Source organism: Peterkaempfera podocarpi, assembly GCF_042466665.1.
GTDB classification, from domain to species: domain Bacteria; phylum Actinomycetota; class Actinomycetes; order Streptomycetales; family Streptomycetaceae; genus Peterkaempfera; species Peterkaempfera podocarpi.
The window spans coordinates 2,399,638-2,418,206 of record NZ_CP162102.1 but is presented as its reverse complement, the minus strand read 5'-3'; the positions used below and the strand labels follow the sequence as shown (position 1 = coordinate 2,418,206).

10 protein-coding genes, 3 rRNA genes and 1 pseudogene are annotated in these 18,569 nt (G+C 67.8%); 11 read left to right on the top strand and 3 right to left on the bottom strand.

Annotated features, from left to right (window positions below):
* Positions 1-8: 8 nt before the first annotated feature.
* From AB0761_RS10590 to AB0761_RS10580, 3 genes are all read left to right on the top strand, one after another.
* Positions 9-1,007: a 3-oxoacyl-ACP synthase III family protein gene (locus AB0761_RS10590; RefSeq protein WP_377268718.1), complete on the top strand. Its 999-nt coding sequence runs from the start codon at positions 9-11 to the stop codon at positions 1,005-1,007.
* Positions 1,004-1,876 (top strand): 3-hydroxybutyryl-CoA dehydrogenase, encoded by an 873-nt coding sequence (locus tag AB0761_RS10585; RefSeq protein ID WP_377268717.1) that lies wholly within the window; start codon positions 1,004-1,006, stop codon positions 1,874-1,876. The genes AB0761_RS10590 and AB0761_RS10585 overlap by 4 nt, the downstream gene beginning before the upstream one ends.
* A gap of 391 nt (positions 1,877-2,267) precedes the next feature.
* Positions 2,268-2,906, top strand: a complete 639-nt coding sequence (locus tag AB0761_RS10580) for a DNA-3-methyladenine glycosylase (RefSeq protein ID WP_377268716.1) — start codon at positions 2,268-2,270, stop codon at positions 2,904-2,906.
* Here AB0761_RS10580 and AB0761_RS10575 read toward each other — a convergent pair.
* Positions 2,836-3,564 carry a glycoside hydrolase family 3 C-terminal domain-containing protein gene (locus AB0761_RS10575; protein ID WP_377268715.1) on the bottom strand — a complete coding sequence of 243 codons (729 nt, stop codon included), beginning with the start codon at positions 3,562-3,564 and terminating at the stop codon, positions 2,836-2,838. The two genes, AB0761_RS10580 and AB0761_RS10575, sit on opposite strands and share 71 nt — an antisense overlap.
* Before the next feature lie 261 nt (positions 3,565-3,825).
* Entirely contained in the window at positions 3,826-4,548 is a 723-nt protein-coding gene (locus tag AB0761_RS10570) for a TetR/AcrR family transcriptional regulator (RefSeq protein WP_377268714.1), read from the bottom strand.
* On the opposite strand from AB0761_RS10570, the pseudogene AB0761_RS10565 reads away from it, so the two are divergent.
* From AB0761_RS10565 to AB0761_RS10530, 8 genes and pseudogenes are all read left to right on the top strand, one after another.
* A pseudogene (locus AB0761_RS10565) lies at positions 4,484-5,575 on the top strand (ABC transporter substrate-binding protein); the annotation flags it as partial. The gene AB0761_RS10570 and the pseudogene AB0761_RS10565 sit on opposite strands and share 65 nt — an antisense overlap.
* A 14-nt stretch (positions 5,576-5,589) precedes the next feature.
* Positions 5,590-6,762: a helix-turn-helix transcriptional regulator gene (locus AB0761_RS10560; protein WP_377268713.1), complete on the top strand. Its 1,173-nt coding sequence runs from the start codon at positions 5,590-5,592 to the stop codon at positions 6,760-6,762.
* Between the two features lie 476 nt (positions 6,763-7,238).
* On the top strand, positions 7,239-8,525 hold the full coding sequence (gene tyrS / locus AB0761_RS10555) for a tyrosine--tRNA ligase (RefSeq protein ID WP_377268712.1): 1,287 nt from the start codon (positions 7,239-7,241) through the stop codon (positions 8,523-8,525).
* A gap of 525 nt (positions 8,526-9,050) precedes the next feature.
* Positions 9,051-10,566, top strand: a 16S ribosomal RNA gene (locus AB0761_RS10550).
* A gap of 267 nt (positions 10,567-10,833) precedes the next feature.
* Positions 10,834-13,956 (top strand): 23S ribosomal RNA (locus tag AB0761_RS10545).
* 100 nt (positions 13,957-14,056) lie between these two features.
* Positions 14,057-14,173 (top strand): 5S ribosomal RNA (gene rrf, locus AB0761_RS10540).
* The 16S, 23S and 5S rRNA genes sit together here, the layout of an rRNA operon.
* A gap of 380 nt (positions 14,174-14,553) precedes the next feature.
* Positions 14,554-16,143, top strand: coding sequence for a hypothetical protein (locus AB0761_RS10535; protein ID WP_377268711.1), 1,590 nt, complete (start codon positions 14,554-14,556; stop codon positions 16,141-16,143).
* Complete coding sequence (locus AB0761_RS10530) at positions 16,062-17,015, top strand: tetratricopeptide repeat protein (protein ID WP_377268710.1); 954 nt, start codon at positions 16,062-16,064, stop codon at positions 17,013-17,015. The genes AB0761_RS10535 and AB0761_RS10530 overlap by 82 nt, the downstream gene beginning before the upstream one ends.
* A gap of 75 nt (positions 17,016-17,090) precedes the next feature.
* On the opposite strand, the gene AB0761_RS10525 is transcribed toward AB0761_RS10530, so the two are convergent.
* A complete protein-coding gene (locus AB0761_RS10525) occupies positions 17,091-18,521 on the bottom strand; it encodes a DUF1015 family protein (RefSeq protein WP_377268709.1) in 1,431 nt (476 codons plus the stop codon).
* Positions 18,522-18,569 lie beyond the last annotated feature (48 nt).

The following is an 18,569-nucleotide window of genomic DNA, read 5'->3' as shown; positions in this document are numbered from 1 at the left end:
ACCCGACCATGAACCAGTCCGCCGTCGGAATCCTGGGCACCGGCTCCTACCTGCCCAAGGAAGAGATCGACAACGCAGAGATCGCCGCCCGCACGCACGTGTCCGAGGAGTGGATCGCGCGCAGGACGGAGATCCTCACCCGCCGCTGGGCGGCGCCTGACGAGGCCACCTCCGACCTGGCCGCGAAGGCCGCGGAGGCCGCCCTGTCACAGTCCGGACTTGCGCCCGGGGAGATCGACTACCTGATCGTGTCCACCTCCACCGGTGACTCGCCGCAACCGCCGACCAGCAATGTGGTGCAGCAGATCATCGGAGCCCACCGGGCCGCCTGCCTGGACATCAACGTGGTCTGCAGCGGCTTCGTCTACGCGCTGGCCCTGGCACACAGCCTGATCACCACCCACCCCCGCCGGCGCGCCCTGGTCGTCGCCGCGGACGTCTACTCGCGCATTCTCGACTTCGACGACCACCGCACCGCCGTGCTCCTGGGAGACGGCGCCGGGGCGGCTGTGGTCGGCCAGGTACCCGAACCGTACGGGTTCGTCGACTTCTCGCTGGTCAGCCGAGGCGATGCCCACAGGCTGATCTGGGTGGACGCAGGCGGCAGCCGCACGCCTGCCTCGCACGAGTCGGTCGACAACGGGGGTCATTTCTTCCGTATGGACGGCCGGGGCGTCAGAGACTTCGTCCTTGAGCACGTCCCACCGGTCCTGTCCGCACTCGGCACCAGGAACCAGATCCCCATGGAGGACATCGACCACTTCGTCCCGCATCAGCCGAACGGTGTGCTCCTGCGCCAACTGGTCGACGTGGCCGGGCTGAACAGCGCCCGCACCCATCGGACCCTGGAGTGCTATGGCAACGTGGGCAGCGCCTCGGTCCCGGTGGCCCTGGACAGCGCCCACCGCACCGGTGCTCTCAAGGCGGGCGACCTCGTCCTGCTGGCCGCCTTCGGCGGCGGGATGGCCATCGGCGCCTGCCTTCTCCGTTGGGGGGCCGAGCGATGAGCGGTATCCAGCGCGTCGGCGTGATCGGCTGCGGAGCGATGGGCTCGGGCATCGCCGAGGTGAGTGCCCGGGCCGGGCTGGACGTCACGGTCGCGGTGCGGACCCATGACTCCCGTGAGGCGGGGCGGCAGCGGCTGCGGCGCTCGGTGGACGGCGCCGTCGCCAAAGGTCGCCTGACGGCAGAGGACCGCGACGCCCTGCTGCGGCGCGTCGAGTTCACACTCGACCTGGCCGACGTCGCGGAGTGCCAGCTGGTGGTTGAGGCGATCCGGGAGCAGGAGGAGGACAAGACGGAGCTGTTCGCTGCGCTCGACAAGCTGGTGATGGACGAACAGGCTGTTCTGGCCTCCACCACCTCCTCGGTCCCCATCCTGCGCTTGGGGCTGGCGACCAGCCGCCCGGAACGGGTGATCGGCCTGCACTTCTTCAGCCCGGTTCCGGCGATGCAACTGGTTGAAGTGATCGACTCCGTGTTCACGGCCGACGCGATCCATGAGCGCGCCATGTCCTTCATCACCCGGACCTTGGGCAAGCAACCCATCACCTGCCCCGACCAGACCGGCTTCGTGGTGAACGCACTGCTCATTCCGTATCTGCTCGCGGCGATACGGATGGTCGAGTCCGGCCGGGTGGACGCGGCCACGATCGACCAGGGCATGGTGCTGGGCTGCTCGCATCCCGTGGGTCCGCTCAAGCTTGCGGACCTGATCGGCCTGGACGTCGTCGCCCAGGTCGCCGACGCGCTGTCGGAAGAGTTCGGTGAGCCGCAGTACGCGCCCCCCGCTCTGCTCTCCCGGATGGTGGCCGGCGGCCTGCTCGGTCGAAAGACCGGCCGCGGCTTCTACGACCACCGCAGAGCTGTGCGCTGACCGCTGCGGGCGCCCACGGCCCGGGGCGGTCACGGGCCCGGTGAAAGTCAACGGGGCCGGGTGTCGCATCCGGTTGCCCGACAGGTGTGACCAGCGGGTCTGGCCGAACAGGCAGACCCGCTGTGTCACGCGTTCGCTCACCGGCGGGGAGCCGGCCGAGACCGAAGTAGCACATGGAGACGGACAGCGTCAGACGTTGCCCCTGCGGAGGGCTTCCTCCACGACGGACAGCGCCGTCGCCATGATCGTGCGGCGGAGACCGCCCGAACGGGCGGCGGGCCGGGCGTAGCCTGTGGGGGCGGGCTCGCACGGCAGCAGGGATTCCACGGCTGCGGCCGGTGGGCCCGCAGGACCGTCTCAGATGCCGACCGGCGGCAGGGAAGCCTTCAGTATGAGTGATCCCAGTGGTGCGCGGCCCCGCTCGTTCCTCGCCCGGCCTGCGCACTTGGTCGCCCCCGAGCTGCTGGGGCAGCTGCTGGTGCACGAGGACGGCGGCGGGCTGGTCGCGCTGCGGATCACCGAGGTCGAGGCGTACGAGGGCGCACAGGACCCGGCATCCCACGGCTGGCGGGGGCGGACCGCACGCAACGCCACGATGTTCGGCCCCGCGGGCCACCTCTATGTGTACTGGATCTACGGCATGCACCACTCCGCGAACCTGGTGTGCGGCACCGAGGGGCAGTCGCACGGGGTCCTGATCCGGGCAGGCGAGGTCGTGCTGGGGCAGGACCTCGCGGCGTCGCGCCGCCATACGGCCCGCACCCCTGCGGAGCTGGCCAAGGGCCCCGGCCGACTGGCGAAGGCGCTGGCGCTCACCCGGGCACTGGACGGTACGGATGTGTGCGCCCCCGGCTCGCCCGTGCGCCTGGACGCGGCGGACCTCGTCCCGCCGGAGCAGATCGCGTGCGGGCCGCGGATCGGGGTGTCCCGGGCCCATGACACACCGTGGCGCTTCTGGATCAAGGGCGACCCCACGGTGAGCCCGTACCGCCGTCACACCCCGCGCAGGCGCCCGGCCGCGCCGCTTTAGGCGCGGGCGTGCAGGCGGGCCCGCCTCGATCCGGGCCGCCTGCGGCGGGGCCGGTGCCGGAGGTGAGGGAGGACCACCTTCGGCGCACGGAGTCGACCCGGTTCCCGCGGACCGGGTCGGTTCCCGCCGGGACGTCCAGGGTGTCGTAGTGGCGGTAGCCGACGTAGCGGCCACCGCCGTGCACCACATGTCCGCCGCCCCCGGGGAAGTACAGGTGGGACGGGGTGTCCTCGAGGCGCAGCGGGATGGTCTCGGTGAGCTTCCCGGAGGGGCTGTGCAGGCCGGGCAGCAGGCCGGCGACGGCGGCGCCGCCGGCCTGTCCGGCCGGCCAGGTCTCCAGGACCGCGTCGGCCCGGTGCTGCCACTCGGCCACCGAGACCACCCCGCCGTTGGCGCGCACCACCACGTCCACGTCGGCGCTGATCCGCATCCGGTCGGTCTCCTGGTTGTCGACCGCGAAGTGCTTGACGCCGACGCCGACGCCCAGGGACTGGGTGCCGCTCACCAGAGCGGCGCCCATGCCGCCGCTGATGTGCGGGTCCTCGGAGAAGTACTCGAAGTTGCGCCCGCACAGCGGCGAGCGCTTGATGTTGGCCCCAGGACCGAGGACCACGTCCACGCCGAGCGAGCCCGCCTCGCGGCCCAGCGCCGCGCCCACCCGCTCGGCCGGTTCCGGTCCCAGGAGGAGCCGAGGGTGACGGCGGGCGGGAAGCAGGTGGCGGGGGTGCTGTTCCGCAGCCCCAGGGCGTCCCCGGAGGCGGGATCCTGGCGGCGGATCCCATGGGGTCCTTCGGACAGCGTCAACGCCCTTACGGTTCCCGGGATCCCGGTGGTCTGCCAGGTGCTGGAGCCGGAGGTGAGCGCGGCCTGCTGCGTCAGGCTCAGCGCGTCAGGGAGCGGTGCGGTGCCGGGGGTGCGGTCATGGTCGGGCATCTGCATTTTTGGGGGAATCGCGGGTCTCTGCGGTCGGTTCGGGTCCGGCCGGAACGCCGTCCTGGTCGGCCAGTCCGACGGGGAACAGCGGCGCGGTGCTGAGGTCGAGGCCGACGCGGGTGAGGAAGTCGACCACGGAGGCGCGCATGTCGACGGCGTCCGGCTCCAGCAGCCACTGCGTCTGCAGCCCGTCCATCAGGGCGAGCAGTTGACCAGCTGTCAGTAGCGGTTCGACATCCGGATGGACCTCGCCGAGTGCGGCGAGCGCGCCGAAGGCGGTGCCCAGCAGGCCGCGAAGGATCTGGTAGCGGCGGGTGAAGTACCGGTGGGCGGGATGGTCGGGATCGGCGGCCTCGGCGGAGATCTTGGCGTACATGCCCACCAGGGCCGGGGTGTGCATGTTGCGGTCGACAATGCCCACGATGCCTTCGAGGAACCGGCGCGGGGAGGTCGCCGGATCGGTGCCGAGGAGGACGGCGGCGTCGTCCTCGTCGCGGCGCCCCAGCAGCTCGATGAGCAGGGCCTCCTTGCCGGAGAAGTGGTGCAGCAGCCCTGCGTGGGTCATGCCGGCGTGCGCGGCGATGTCCCGCAGGGACACCGCGTGGAAGCCGGACTTGGAGAAGAGTTCCGCGGCCGAGGCGAGGATGCGCGCACGGGTGCGCTCACCCTTCGGCGAGCGGGGGGCAGGCCGGTCGGCCGGTTCACTCAACGGGCACTCCCATGGGTTTCGGGTCCGCGACGCGTGCTGTCGCACGGGGCTCAGCAGCAACGTTAGGACCCCTGGTCGCCGCACGTGCCGATGCGGAACCTACCGCGTGGTTAATTTTGCCCCGATGAAACCTACCAATTGGTTGATTCTGCATATAGGCTCCCCGGGCACCCGGCGGATGAGGACGTCCGCCCTGGGATCGGAGTCCCTCATGCGCAGGCCTGCCAGAGCTCTTCTTGCTGCCTCCACCCTGACCGCGGCCGTGCTCACAATGACGAGCTGCGCCGGTTCCACCGGCTCCGCCGCCAGCGCGAAGGCGCTGAACATCGCGACCCTGACGCTGCCCCAGAGCCTTGACCCCGCAGTCGCCGACGGCAGTGCCCTGCCGTTCTTCCAGGCCGTCCACAACACTCCGATCAAGCGCGATCCGGACGGCACGATCAGCCCGATGCCCGCCCGGTCCTGGAGCTACAACGCCGGCCAGACCCAGCTCACCCTCACCCTGCGCAAGGGCGTGACCTTCCGGGACGGCGCCGCGTTCGACGCGGACGCGGACGCGGACGCGGCCAAGGCCAACCTGCTGCGGTTCCAGAAGGGCGGCGGCGGGGACGCGGGAACCCTGGCGCTGCTCAAGTCCGTGGAGGTGATCGACGCGGAGCATGCGCGGCTGGACCAGAGCGAGCCCAACCCGGCGATGCTGTTCCACCTGAGCGACTCGGCGGGCCTGATGGCGAGCCCGGCGGCGTTCGCCGAGGGCGACGCCCTCAGGACCAAGCCCCACGGCACCGGCCCCTACCTCCTGGACCAGGGCAAGATCCGCCGGGCCGAGACGCTCGGCCTGGTCGGTGATTCCGGTTCCGGCAGGACCACCCTCGGCCGCGCGGTCCTCGGACCGGCCCCCGTGACCGGCGGCACCATCGGCTTCGCCGGAGAGCACATCGAGCAGGCGCCGCCCAGGCGCCGCCGGGAGTTCAGCCGCGACATCCAGGTGATCTTCCAGGACCGCTACTCCTCGCTCAACCCCTCGACCGGCGGTACCGCGTGGCCGCGCTGATCCCGGAGCCCGAGCCCGAGCCCGATGTCGGACCCGCCCCCGGAGCCGAGCCCCAGCCCGCGGACTCGTCGCTGCTCGCACTGCTCGGGCTCGATGCCGAGCAGGACGCCCTCTACCAGCGCCTCGTCGACCGGCCCGGCAGCGATCCGGCGGTCCTCACCCCGCCCACCGCGGAGGTGGAAGCGGTCACGCGCACACTCAGGACGCTTGTCGACCGCGGGCTCGCCACCGCCGAACGGCACCCCGAGGGCGCCCGGTACCGCGCCTCGTCACCGCTCCTCGCGCTGGGGCCGCTGCTCGAATCCCGGCGCGCCGACCTGCACCGGGTCGAGCACTTCGTCACGGAGCTGGCCGGACGCCACCGCGCCGCACAGTCACGCACCCCCGGCGCGCCCGTCGAGGTGCTTTCCGGAGCCTCGGCGATCCGGCGCTGGCTGGTCGTGATGCAGCGGCAGGCCCGGCACGAAGTCCTCTCCCTGGTCCCGGCCCTACGGGCACCGGCCGCCGTCATGAGCTTCGAGGACAACCTCGAGGAGGTGGAGCTCGAGTCGATGCGCCGCGGCGTGACCATGCGGTCCGTCGTGGAGCGGGCCTGGCTGGAGGACCCCGGCCTGGCCCGTTCCTTCGCGGAACTGGCCGGACAGGGCCAGCAGATCTCCGTCACCGACGAGCTGCCCGTCAAGCTCATCATCGCGGACCGCGACGTCGCCCTGCTGCCGCTCGACGAGACCAGCGGACCCGTGGCACTCGTGGTGCACCGCAGCGGCCTGCTCACCGCGTTGGTCTCGCTGTTCGAGCAGTACTTCGCCAAGGGGTGGCGGCTGCGCGCCACCGGTGCGGAGCAGGGTCAGGAGACGGACGCCGGTCTGGCCGACGGGCGCGACACCGTGGACAGACAGATCGTCGCCCTGCTCCACGTCGGTCTCACCGACGCGGCCATCGCCCGCCAGCTCGGCATGGGGCACCGCACCGTCCAGCGCCGGTTGCAGGTCCTGATGGCATCGGTCGGCGCGGTGACCCGCTTCCAGCTCGGCTGGCACGCGGCCGCCGCGGGTTCGCTGGACGCGGACGCGGCCCGACCGGGCGCACCACCGCCGACAGCGAGAGGGACGTCATGCTGCGCACCACCGGCAGCGGCACGGCCGATGCGATCGACATGAGGCCCGAGCCGGGCACCCGGGCCACCACCCGTCCGACACCCTCGTCGGCGGGCATCGCGGACACCATATGCATCACCTGCCTGACCCACCTCACGACTTCACGACCCAGCCACCTGCACCGTGCAGCCGGCCCCTCCGAGCCGCCCGCGGGCTCGGCAGAGCCGGTGCCGTGCCCGGCGACGCCCCGTTCCCGACGCCGGCCGGCGGCGCCCGGCCGGACCCTTCGGGGCCCGCACCCCGAGATCCCAGGCCCCGAGACCCTGCGCGCAGGCCCGCGGACACCCGTCGGCGGCACTGGACCGAGTGCGACCCCTCAGCTCTCACCGTGTTCACGCCTGGGACGGCGCCCGGCATGCCGACCCGGCGGGCCGCCGGTGGAATCTGAGTGGCGTCGAACGCGTACCCTCGGACACGCTGGGAACGAGCCGCCCCCGGAACGGGACCGGCGGCCTCATGACAGAAGGAGACACGAGACCGTGACGGACATCGTCGACGAGCTGAAGTGGCGGGGCCTGATCGCCCTCTCCACTGACGAGGACGCATTGCGCAAGGCGTTCGCGGACGGCCCTGTCACGGTCTATTGCGGCTTCGACCCGACAGCGCCCAGCCTGCACCTCGGCAACCTGCTGCAGATCCTCGTCCTCAGGCGCCTCCAGCAGGCCGGCCACCGGCCGCTCGGCCTGGTCGGCGGAGCCACCGGCCTCATCGGGGACCCCAAGCCCACTGCGGAGCGCGTTCTCAACGACCCCGAGGTCGTCGAAGGCTGGGTGGGACGGCTGCGCGGCCAGATCGAGAAGCTCCTCGACTTCGAGGGCTCCAACGCCGCGGTCATGGTCAACAACCTGGACTGGACGTCGGGCATGTCGGCCATCAACCTGCTGCGCGACGTGGGCAAGTACTTCCGGGTCAACAAGATGATCGCCAAGGAGGCGGTCGCCCGCCGACTGAACTCGGACGCAGGCATCAGCTACACCGAGTTCAGCTACCAGGTGCTCCAGGGCATGGACTTCCTGGAGCTCAACCGGCGCTACGGCTGCACCCTGCAGACCGGCGGCAGCGACCAGTGGGGCAACCTCACCGCCGGTGTGGACCTGATCCACAAGGCCGACGGGAAGTCGGTGCACGCACTGGCCACCCCGCTGATCGTCAAGGCGGACGGCACCAAGTTCGGCAAGAGCGAGACCGGCACCGTCTGGCTCGACCCCGAGCTCACCACGCCGTACGCGTTCTACCAGTTCTGGCTGAACAGCGACGACCGGGACATCTCCAGCTTCCTGCGGCTCTACAGCTTCCGCTCGCACGAGGAGATCGAGGAGCTGGAGCGCCTCACCCAGGAGCGCCCCGCGGCCCGGGCCGCCCAGCGTGCGCTGGCAGAGGAGCTCACCACGATGCTCCACGGCGCCGAGGAGTGCGATCGGGTGATCGCCGCGTCGAAGGCACTCTTCGGCCAGGGCGAACTCGCCGACCTGGACCCCGCCACCCTGGCCGCCGCCGTCGCCGAGCTCCCCAGGGCGGAGACGGCCGAACTGGGCGAACTGGTCGACCTGTTCGTCGCCACCGGCCTCGCCCCGAGCCGTTCGGCCGCCCGCCGCACGCTCAAGGAGGGCGGCGCCTACCTCAACAACGCCAAGGTGACGGACGAGGAGGCCACCGCCTCCGAGGCCGACCTGCTGCACGGCCGCTGGCTGCTCCTCCGCCGCGGCAAGCGCAACCTGGCAGCCGTGGAGCTGGTGCCGGCCGTGGCCGGAACAGACCGCGACTGACCTGGTACTTCACCGCAGAGGGCACGGATCCGGCCAGATCCGTGCCCTCTGTGTTTGACGATCGCGGTCGGACCCCCTAATGTTGAGCGAGTCGCCTGAACCGGGGCGGCGGACGAGTAAGACCTCACAGGGTCGCTCGCGCCGAACCGGAGCGAACATTCACTGCAGTATCACTCTCTCCTGGCAATCCGCTCGGGGCATTCATGTGCCCGGAGCCGGTGCGTGAATTACCGAGAGAATGCGCTAATGTAGTGGACGTCGCGAAGAGCGATAAACCCCGCCAGCGGGGGTCGGAAAAGCGGTAAGCGGATCTGATAAGCTGGAGACACGAAGAAGGGAAGCGCCCGGAGGGGCCCGGAAGGGTTTCGATGGAAGCGTCCGTTCCTTGAGAACTCAACAGCGTGCCAAAATTCAACGCCAGATTTTTGAACCCTTTGGGTTCCTTTGAATGAAGTACAGCGAGGACGCTGTGCGCGGGTTCGGCTTATTCCGCCGGATGCCGTGCCGCTCTCGTGGATCTAAGCATTCACGGAGAGTTTGATCCTGGCTCAGGACGAACGCTGGCGGCGTGCTTAACACATGCAAGTCGAACGGTGAAGCCCTTCGGGGTGGATCAGTGGCGAACGGGTGAGTAACACGTGGGCAATCTGCCCTGCACTCTGGGACAACACCGGGAAACCGGTGCTAATACCGGATATGACGCACTCCTGCATGGGGGTGCGTGGAAAGCTCCGGCGGTGCAGGATGAGCCCGCGGCCTATCAGCTTGTTGGTGGGGTGATGGCCTACCAAGGCGACGACGGGTAGCCGGCCTGAGAGGGCGACCGGCCACACTGGGACTGAGACACGGCCCAGACTCCTACGGGAGGCAGCAGTGGGGAATATTGCACAATGGGCGAAAGCCTGATGCAGCGACGCCGCGTGAGGGATGACGGCCTTCGGGTTGTAAACCTCTTTCAGCAGGGAAGAAGCGCAAGTGACGGTACCTGCAGAAGAAGCACCGGCTAACTACGTGCCAGCAGCCGCGGTAATACGTAGGGTGCGAGCGTTGTCCGGAATTATTGGGCGTAAAGAGCTCGTAGGCGGCCTGTCGCGTCGGATGTGAAAGCCCGGGGCTTAACCCCGGGTCTGCATTCGATACGGGCAGGCTAGAGTTCGGTAGGGGAGATCGGAATTCCTGGTGTAGCGGTGAAATGCGCAGATATCAGGAGGAACACCGGTGGCGAAGGCGGATCTCTGGGCCGATACTGACGCTGAGGAGCGAAAGCGTGGGGAGCGAACAGGATTAGATACCCTGGTAGTCCACGCCGTAAACGTTGGGAACTAGGTGTGGGCGACATTCCACGTCGTCCGTGCCGCAGCTAACGCATTAAGTTCCCCGCCTGGGGAGTACGGCCGCAAGGCTAAAACTCAAAGGAATTGACGGGGGCCCGCACAAGCGGCGGAGCATGTGGCTTAATTCGACGCAACGCGAAGAACCTTACCAAGGCTTGACATACGCCGGAAAACCGTAGAGATACGGTCCCCCTTGTGGTCGGTGTACAGGTGGTGCATGGTTGTCGTCAGCTCGTGTCGTGAGATGTTGGGTTAAGTCCCGCAACGAGCGCAACCCTTGTTCTGTGTTGCCAGCGAGTAATGTCGGGGACTCACAGGAGACTGCCGGGGTCAACTCGGAGGAAGGTGGGGACGACGTCAAATCATCATGCCCCTTATGTCTTGGGCTGCACACGTGCTACAATGGTCGGTACAATGGGCTGCGATACCGCGAGGTGGAGCGAATCCCAAAAAGCCGGCCTCAGTTCGGATTGGGGTCTGCAACTCGACCCCATGAAGTCGGAGTCGCTAGTAATCGCAGATCAGCATGCTGCGGTGAATACGTTCCCGGGCCTTGTACACACCGCCCGTCACGTCACGAAAGTCGGTAACACCCGAAGCCGGTGGCCCAACCCTTGTGGGGGGAGCCGTCGAAGGTGGGACCAGCGATTGGGACGAAGTCGTAACAAGGTAGCCGTACCGGAAGGTGCGGCTGGATCACCTCCTTTCTAAGGAGCATATGGCCAGCTCGGGGCGAATGTCCTCGTGTGGTTGCTCATGGGTGGAACGTTGAATATTCGGCATGGGTGGCTTTCGGGCTGGCCTTAGTACTGCGCTTCGGCGTGTGGAACGGGTGGGTTCGTGGTTGCTTGTGTCGGGCGCGCTGTTGGGTCCTGAGGGAACGGGTTTTTGGTTTCCTTGGTGCCGGTCCCATGCTGGGTGAGGTGGGTGGCTGGTCGTTGTTTGAGAACTGCACAGTGGACGCGAGCATCTGTGGCCAAGTTTTTAAGGGCGCACGGTGGATGCCTTGGCACCAGGAACCGATGAAGGACGTGGGAGGCCGCGATAGGCCCCGGGGAGCTGTCAACCGAGCTGTGATCCGGGGGTGTCCGAATGGGGAAACCCGGCAGTCGTCATGGGCTGTCACCCGCTGCTGAACACATAGGCAGTGTGGAGGGAACGCGGGGAAGTGAAACATCTCAGTACCCGCAGGAAGAGAAAACAACCGTGATTCCGGGAGTAGTGGCGAGCGAAACCGGATGAGGCTAAACCGTATGTGTGTGATACCCGGCAGGGGTTGCGCGTGCGGGGTTGTGGGTTTTTTCTTGATCGGTCTGCCGGCCGGTCGGCGAGTCAGAAACCGTATGGGTAGTCGAAGGGCATGCGAAAGGCCCGGCGTAGAGGGTAAGACCCCCGTAGACGAAATCTGTGCGGCTCGCTTGAAGAACACCCAAGTAGCACGGGGCCCGAGAAATCCCGTGTGAATCTGGCGGGACCACCCGCTAAGCCTAAATATTCCCTGGTGACCGATAGCGGATAGTACCGTGAGGGAATGGTGAAAAGTACCGCGGGAGCGGAGTGAAATAGTACCTGAAACCGTGTGCCTACAAGCCGTGGGAGCGTCGTTCGTCAGCTTGCTGGCGGGCCGTGACTGCGTGCCTTTTGAAGAATGAGCCTGCGAGTTTGCGGTGTGTGGCGAGGTTAACCCGTGTGGGGTAGCCGTAGCGAAAGCGAGTCCGAATAGGGCGTTTGAGTCGCATGCCCAAGACCCGAAGCGGAGTGATCTAGCCATGGGCAGGGTGAAGCGCGGGTAAGACCGTGTGGAGGCCCGAACCCACCAGGGTTGAAAACCTGGGGGATGACCTGTGGTTAGGGGTGAAAGGCCAATCAAACTCCGTGATAGCTGGTTCTCCCCGAAATGCATTTAGGTGCAGCGTCGTGTGTTTCTTGCCGGAGGTAGAGCACTGGATAGGCGATGGGCCTCACCGGGTTACTGACCTTAGCCAAACTCCGAATGCCGGTAAGTGAGAGCACGGCAGTGAGACTGCGGGGGATAAGCTCCGTGGTCGAGAGGGAAACAGCCCAGAACACCGGCTAAGGCCCCTAAGCGTGTGCTAAGTGGGAAAGGATGTGGAGTCGCAGAGACAACCAGGAGGTTGGCTTAGAAGCAGCCACCCTTGAAAGAGTGCGTAATAGCTCACTGGTCAAGTGATTCCGCGCCGACAATGTAGCGGGGCTCAAGTACACCGCCGAAGCCGTGTCACTCACACAATACTTCCAACGAAGGTGTGGGTGGGTAGGGGAGCGTCGTGTGCCGGGTGAAGCGGCGGCGGGAGCCAGTCGTGGACGGTATACGAGTGAGAATGCAGGCATGAGTAGCGATACAAGAGTGGGAAACTCTTGCGCCGATTGACCAAGGGTTCCTGGGTCAAGCTGATCTGCCCAGGGTAAGTCGGGACCTAAGGCGAGGCCGACAGGCGTAGTCGATGGACAACGGGTTGATATTCCCGTACCCGCTATGAAGCGCCAGCGTCGAACCCAGTGATGCTAAGCCCGTGAAGCCGCCTCTGATCTCTTCGGAGTGAGGGGGAGTGGTGGAGCCGGTGGCCCGAGCTGGTAGTAGGTGAGCGATGGGGTGACGCAGGAAGGTAGTCCATCCCGGGCGGTGGTTGTCCCGGGGTAAGGGTGTAGGACGCAGGGTAGGCAAATCCGCCCTGCACATAGTCTGAGACCTGATGCCGAGCCGATTGTGGTGAAGTGGATGATCCTATGCTGTCGAGAAAAGCCTCTAGCGAGTTTCATGGCGGCCCGTACCCCAAACCGACTCAGGTGGTCAGGAGAGAGAATACCGAGGCGTTCGGGTGAACCGTGGTTAAGGAACTCGGCAAAATGCCCCCGTAACTTCGGGAGAAGGGGGGCCATTGCTGGTGAGGGGATTTTCTCCCTGAGCTGGTGGTGGCCGCAGAGACCAGCGAGAAGCGACTGTTTACTAAAAACACAGGTCCGTGCGAAGCCGTAAGGCGATGTATACGGACTGACGCCTGCCCGGTGCTGGAACGTTAAGGGGACCGGTTAGTCTCGATTCGTCGGGGCGAAGCTGAGAACTTAAGCGCCAGTAAACGGCGGTGGTAACTATAACCATCCTAAGGTAGCGAAATTCCTTGTCGGGTAAGTTCCGACCTGCACGAATGGCGTAACGACTTCTCGACTGTCTCAACCACGGGCCCGGTGAAATTGCATTACGAGTAAAGATGCTCGTTTCGCGCAGCAGGACGGAAAGACCCCGGGACCTTTACTATAGCTTGATATTGGTGTTCGGTTCGGCTTGTGTAGGATAGGTGGGAGACTGTGAAGCGGCCACGCCAGTGGTTGTGGAGTCATCGTTGAAATACCACTCTGGTCGTGCTGGATGTCTAACCTGGGTCCGTGATCCGGATCAGGGACAGTGTCTGGTGGGTAGTTTAACTGGGGCGGTTGCCTCCTAAAGGGTAACGGAGGCGCCCAAAGGTTCCCTCAGCCTGGTTGGCAATCAGGTGTTGAGTGTAAGTGCACAAGGGAGCTTGACTGTGAGACCGACGGGTCGAGCAGGTGCGAAAGCAGGGACTAGTGATCCGGCGGTGGCTTGTGGAAGCGCCGTCGCTCAACGGATAAAAGGTACCCCGGGGATAACAGGCTGATCTTCCCCAAGAGTCCATATCGACGGGATGGTTTGGCACCTCGATGTCGGCTCGTCGCATCCTGGGGCTGGAGTAGGTCCCAAGGGTTGGGCTGTTCGCCCATTAAAGCGGTACGCGAGCTGGGTTTAGAACGTCGTGAGACAGTTCGGTCCCTATCCGCTGTGCGCGTAGGAGTCTTGAGAAGGGCTGTCCCTAGTACGAGAGGACCGGGACGGACGAACCTCTGGTGTGCCAGTTGTTCTGCCAAGGGCATGGCTGGTTGGCTACGTTCGGGAGGGATAACCGCTGAAAGCATCTAAGCGGGAAGCCTGCTTCGAGATGAGGGCTCCCACCACCTTGAGTGGGTAAGGCTCCCCATAGACGATGGGGTTGATAGGCCGGGTGTGGAAGCCCAGTAATGGGTGGAGCTGACCGGTACTAATAGGCCGAGGGCTTGTCCATAGTTGCTACGCGTCCACTGTGTTGTTCCCGGGCTGCGAACAGTCTCCGGTGAGCAGAGCACTTCTCAACTGAAAAGTGTGTTCGCTGAACCCAATAGGGTTTCGGTGGTCATAGCGTGAGGGAAACGCCCGGTTACATTCCGAACCCGGAAGCTAAGCCTTACAGCGCCGATGGTACTGCAGGGGGGACCCTGTGGGAGAGTAGGACGCCGCCGAACAATCATTCAAAGCCGCGGCCCCAGCGATCTGCTGGGGCCGCGGCTTTTTTTGTTCGGCCTTACCGCCGCCGGGAGCCCGGCGCGGTACCAGGCCGGATGCAGGACAATGGAAGGCGGTGCGCCAGGCCGGCACCGCGCCGCGTACGCACAGCAACACACTGCTGTGGCGGCGGAGTATGAAGACCCAGAAGGAGCCACGTCGATGTCGAACCCACCCCAGGACCGTCCGGAGCGCCGTTCGGGAGACGGCCCGCAGGGCCGGGGGGCTGCCGACCGCCGGGGCTCCCGTAGCGGCGGCGCCTTCGAGCCGCGGACGCAGGGCCGTTGGTCCAGCGACCGTGACCGGGGCCGCCCCGAGGACCGCGAGGGCGGTCGGCCGCGTGACGACCGCGGTGGTTCCTACCGTCGTGATGACCGTCCCGGTGGCGGTGGTGGCGCCGGTGGTGGCTTCCGTCGCGACGACCGCGATCGTGACCGTGGGCCGCGTGAGGGTGGTTTCCGTCGCGAGGAGCGTCCGGGCGGCGGTGCCGGTGGTGGCTTCCGTCGTGACGACCGCGATCGTGACCGTGGGCCGCGTGAGGGTGGCTTCCGTCGTGACGAGCGCGGTGGTTCCTACCGTCGTGATGACCGTCCCGGTGGCGGTGGTGGCGCCGGTGGTGGCTTCCGTCGCGACGACCGCGAGGGCGGTGGCGGTTTCCGTCGTGACGATCGTGACCGTGGGCCGCGTGAGGGTGGTTTCCGTCGCGAGGAGCGTCCCGGCGGCGGTGCCGGTGGTGGCTTCCGTCGTGACGACCGTCCGGGCGGCGGTGGCGGTGGCTTCCGCCGTGACGACCGTCCGGGCGGCGGTGCCGGTGGTGGCTTCCGTCGTGACGATCGTGACGGTGGTGGCGGTTTCCGTCGTGACGACCGTGACCGTGGGCCGCGTGAGGGTGGCTTCCGTCGCGAGGAGCGTCCCGGCGGCGGTGCCGGTGGTGGCTTCCGTCGTGACGAGCGCGGTGGTTCCTACCGTCGTGATGACCGTCCCGGTGGCGGTGGCGGTGGTTTCCGTCGCGATGACCGTGAGGGTGGTGGCGGTTTCCGTCGCGACGACCGTGACCGTGACCGTGGGCCGCGTGAGGGTGGTTTCCATCGCGAGGAGCGTCCCGGTGGCGGTGCCGGTGGTGGTTTCCGTCGTGATGACCGTCCGGGTGGTTTCCGTCGCGATGACCGTGAGGGTGGTGGCGGTTTCCGTCGCGACGACCGCGATCGTGACCGTGGGCCGCGTGAGGGTGGTTTCCGTCGCGAGGAGCGTCCGGGCGGCGGTGCCGGTGGTGGTTTCCGTCGTGATGACCGTCCGGGTGGTTTCCGTCGCGATGACCGTGAGGGTGGTGGCGGTTTCCGTCGCGACGACCGTGACCGTGACCGTGGGCCGCGTGAGGGTGGTTTCCGTCGCGAGGAGCGTCCGGGCGGTGGTGCCGGTGGTGGCTTCCGCCGCGACGAGCGTCCCGGTGGCGGTGCCGGTGGTGGCTTCCGTCGGGATGACCGTCCGGGTGGCCCGCGTGAGGGCGGTTTCCGTCGTGACGAGCGCGGTGGTTCCTACCGTCGTGATGACCGTCCCGGTGGTTTCCGTCGTGACGATCGTGAGGGTGGTGGCGGTTTCCGTCGCGACGACCGCGACCGTGACCGTGGGCCGCGTGAGGGTGGCTTCCGTCGCGAGGAGCGTCCCGGCGGTGGTGCCGGTGGAAGCTTCCGCCGCGACGACCGCGACCGGGGCTACGGTCGGGGCCGTGACGACCGTGACCGTGGCGGGCACTCGTACGAGGGTCGTGGCCGCAGGTTCGAGTCGGACGACAACCGGCCGAACTACGAGCCGGTCAAGCGTCTGCCGATCCCGGAGGACGTCACCGGGATGGAGATCGACGCCGACGTCCGCCAGGAGCTCAAGAGCCTGCCCAAGACGCTCGCCGACGATGTGGCCCGCAACCTGGTGATGGTGGCGCGGCTGCTGGACAGTGAGCCGCAGCAGGCCTACGACTACTCCCGGGTCGCGCTGCGTCTCGCCTCCCGTGTGGCGGCGGTGCGCGAAGCGGCCGGTTTCGCCTCGTATGTGACGGAGCGTTACTCCGAGGCCCTCACCGAGTTCCGTGCCGCGCGCCGGATGACCGGGCGGGCCGACCTGTGGCCCGTCATGGCCGACTGCGAGCGTGGCCTCGGCCGGCCCGAGCGGGCGCTCGCGATGGCGGGCGAGCCCGAGGTCAAGCAGCTGGACCGGGCCGGACAGGTCGAGATGCGGCTGGTTGCGGCCGGGGCCCGCAGCGACATGGAGCAGTTCGACGCTGCCGTGGTGACGCTCCAGAGCCCTGAGCTGGCGTCCAACGCCATCCACCCGTGGACCGCGCGGCTGCGTTACGCCTACGCCGAGGCGCTGATCGCCGCGGGCCGCGGTGACGAGGCCAGGGAGTGGTTCGCCAAGGCCGCCGACGCGGACCAGGAGGGCGCCACCAACGCCGCCGAGCGACTGGCCGAGATCGATGGCCTGGAGTTCGTCGACGCGCTCGACCCGGAGATGGAGGAGGACGAGGAGAAGTCCGCCGAGGTCTCCGCCACCACGGAGGACGAGCAGTCGGCCGAGGACGAGGGTGCGGCGGCCCGGGACGACTTCCTCAAGACCCCGTTCAAGGAGCCCGCAGGCGAGCCCGTGTCCGAGACGGACGACGAGGACGACGAGGACGACTACGAGGACGACGAGGATGACGAGGACGAGGACGACGACCTCGACGACGAGGACATCGACGTCGCCGACGACGTCCGCGACGGCGACAGCGACCGGAAGGCCGCCGAGCAGCCCCGCGCCGAGGACTGAGACGGTCACCTGAGGTGACGCAGAAGTGCCCCGCCGGATTCTCCGGCGGGGCACTTCTCTCTGTCAGGCCCTGGATCACCCCAGGTCAAGGCTCCGCAGCACCAGGCCGGTAGCGGGCTTGGGGCCGAATGACGTGGACTTGCGGGGCATGGTCACGCCCTGCTCGGCCAGCCGTCGTACCACCCCCTCATCGACCGGGTGCAGCAGCACCGCGGTCCCGCCGCACCGCTCGGCCTCGCGGACCGCCGCGGCCACGTCATGCAGATAGCCGATGTGGTCCGGGGCGTCCGGCACCCGCCAGACGGAGTCCAGCAGCACCGAGTGCAGCACGGTTGCGTCCAGCTGCCGCCACTCCTCCGGCCGGTCGGTTCTGACCGTCCGCTTCATGGTGTCGTCACCCGGTCCGCGGAGCAGCCGGTACCGCCCGTCCCCGGCAAGCAGGAACGCGTTGCCGCCGTGCCGCTTGGCCGCCGCCAGGGCGTCCAGTGCGCCGGGCGCGGACGTGCCGGCGTCCGTCACCTGCCAGTCGCTGCCGAGGCGGGCCAGCGCTGTCTCCGGTGGCAGTCGGTAGAGCACCCGGTGGATCGCCCGTACCCGGAGCGGGTAGCGGGCGGTGTCGACCAGCAGCACCATGCCGCGGTCCCAGGGGCTGTGGGCGAGGTGCCGGTGCTCCCGCTGGAGCCGCAGGTACATCGCCCAGCGGTGGTGCCCGTCGGCGATCAGGGCACGGCAGGTCGACAGGTCGGCGGTGACCGCTGCGTGCTCGGCGCGGTCGGTGACCGCCCACATGCGGTGGCGGGTGCCGTCGGCGGTCGTGGTGCTGAGCAGTGGCGGGCGTGCGGCGGCCCGCTCCACCACATCGGCGGCGCCGCCCTTGCCCCGGTAGGTGAGCAGCAGTGGTTCCAGATTGGCGCGGGTGGTGCGCATCAGGCCGACACGGTCGGCGACCGGGCGCGGCATCACGTCCTCGTGGGGGAGGACCACCCCGGACTTCGGCGGGCTCACAGCGAGGGCACCGATGAGGCCGCGTTGCAGCAGCTCACCCTCCTGACCGCCGCCGGGGCCGGGGACCCGCTGCTCGTAGACGTAGAGGGCGGGCGTGTCGTCGGGGGCGAGCACCCCCTCGCGCTGCCATGCCGTGAGCAGCCGCGCCGCGTGCCGGTAGCGGGTGTCGGCCACCCGGCGTCCGTTGCGGCGTGGACCAGGTCCGGGTTCGGGGCCGGGCCGCGGCTCGGTGCCCTGGTCGTTCGGGGTTTCGGATTCGGGCCGGGGAAGGATCAGCCGGACCACGTTGTGGGGGTCCGCTGTCTCCAGGCTTGCCAGCCGTTCCGGGTCCACCACGTCGTACGGGGGCGAAGTGACGGCCGCGAGGTCGCCGATCCGCTCGGGGACGTAGCGAAGGCCGCGGAACGGCGACAGCGAGAGCCCCGCCGCGGCGACATGCCCGGGATCGCCGGGGCCGCCCTGGTGAGAAGCTGCTGCACCGTGTGCACTGAGTGCCTCCATTGTGGGCATGTTAATCGGGTACGTCCGGTCGGGTGATCACGGCTCCCG

Bases quoted from the DNA above. Each gene is read 5' to 3' on its own strand.
- AB0761_RS10590 (WP_377268718.1), top strand. From the start codon at position 9: ATGAACCAGTCCGCCGTCGGAATCCTGGGCACCGGCTCCTACCTGCCC.
- AB0761_RS10585 (WP_377268717.1), top strand. From the start codon at position 1,004: ATGAGCGGTATCCAGCGCGTCGGCGTGATCGGCTGCGGAGCGATGGGC.
- AB0761_RS10580 (WP_377268716.1), top strand. From the start codon at position 2,268: ATGAGTGATCCCAGTGGTGCGCGGCCCCGCTCGTTCCTCGCCCGGCCT.
- AB0761_RS10530 (WP_377268710.1), top strand. From the start codon at position 16,062: ATGGAGATCGACGCCGACGTCCGCCAGGAGCTCAAGAGCCTGCCCAAG.
- AB0761_RS10525 (WP_377268709.1), bottom strand. From the start codon at position 18,521: ATGGAGGCACTCAGTGCACACGGTGCAGCAGCTTCTCACCAGGGCGGC.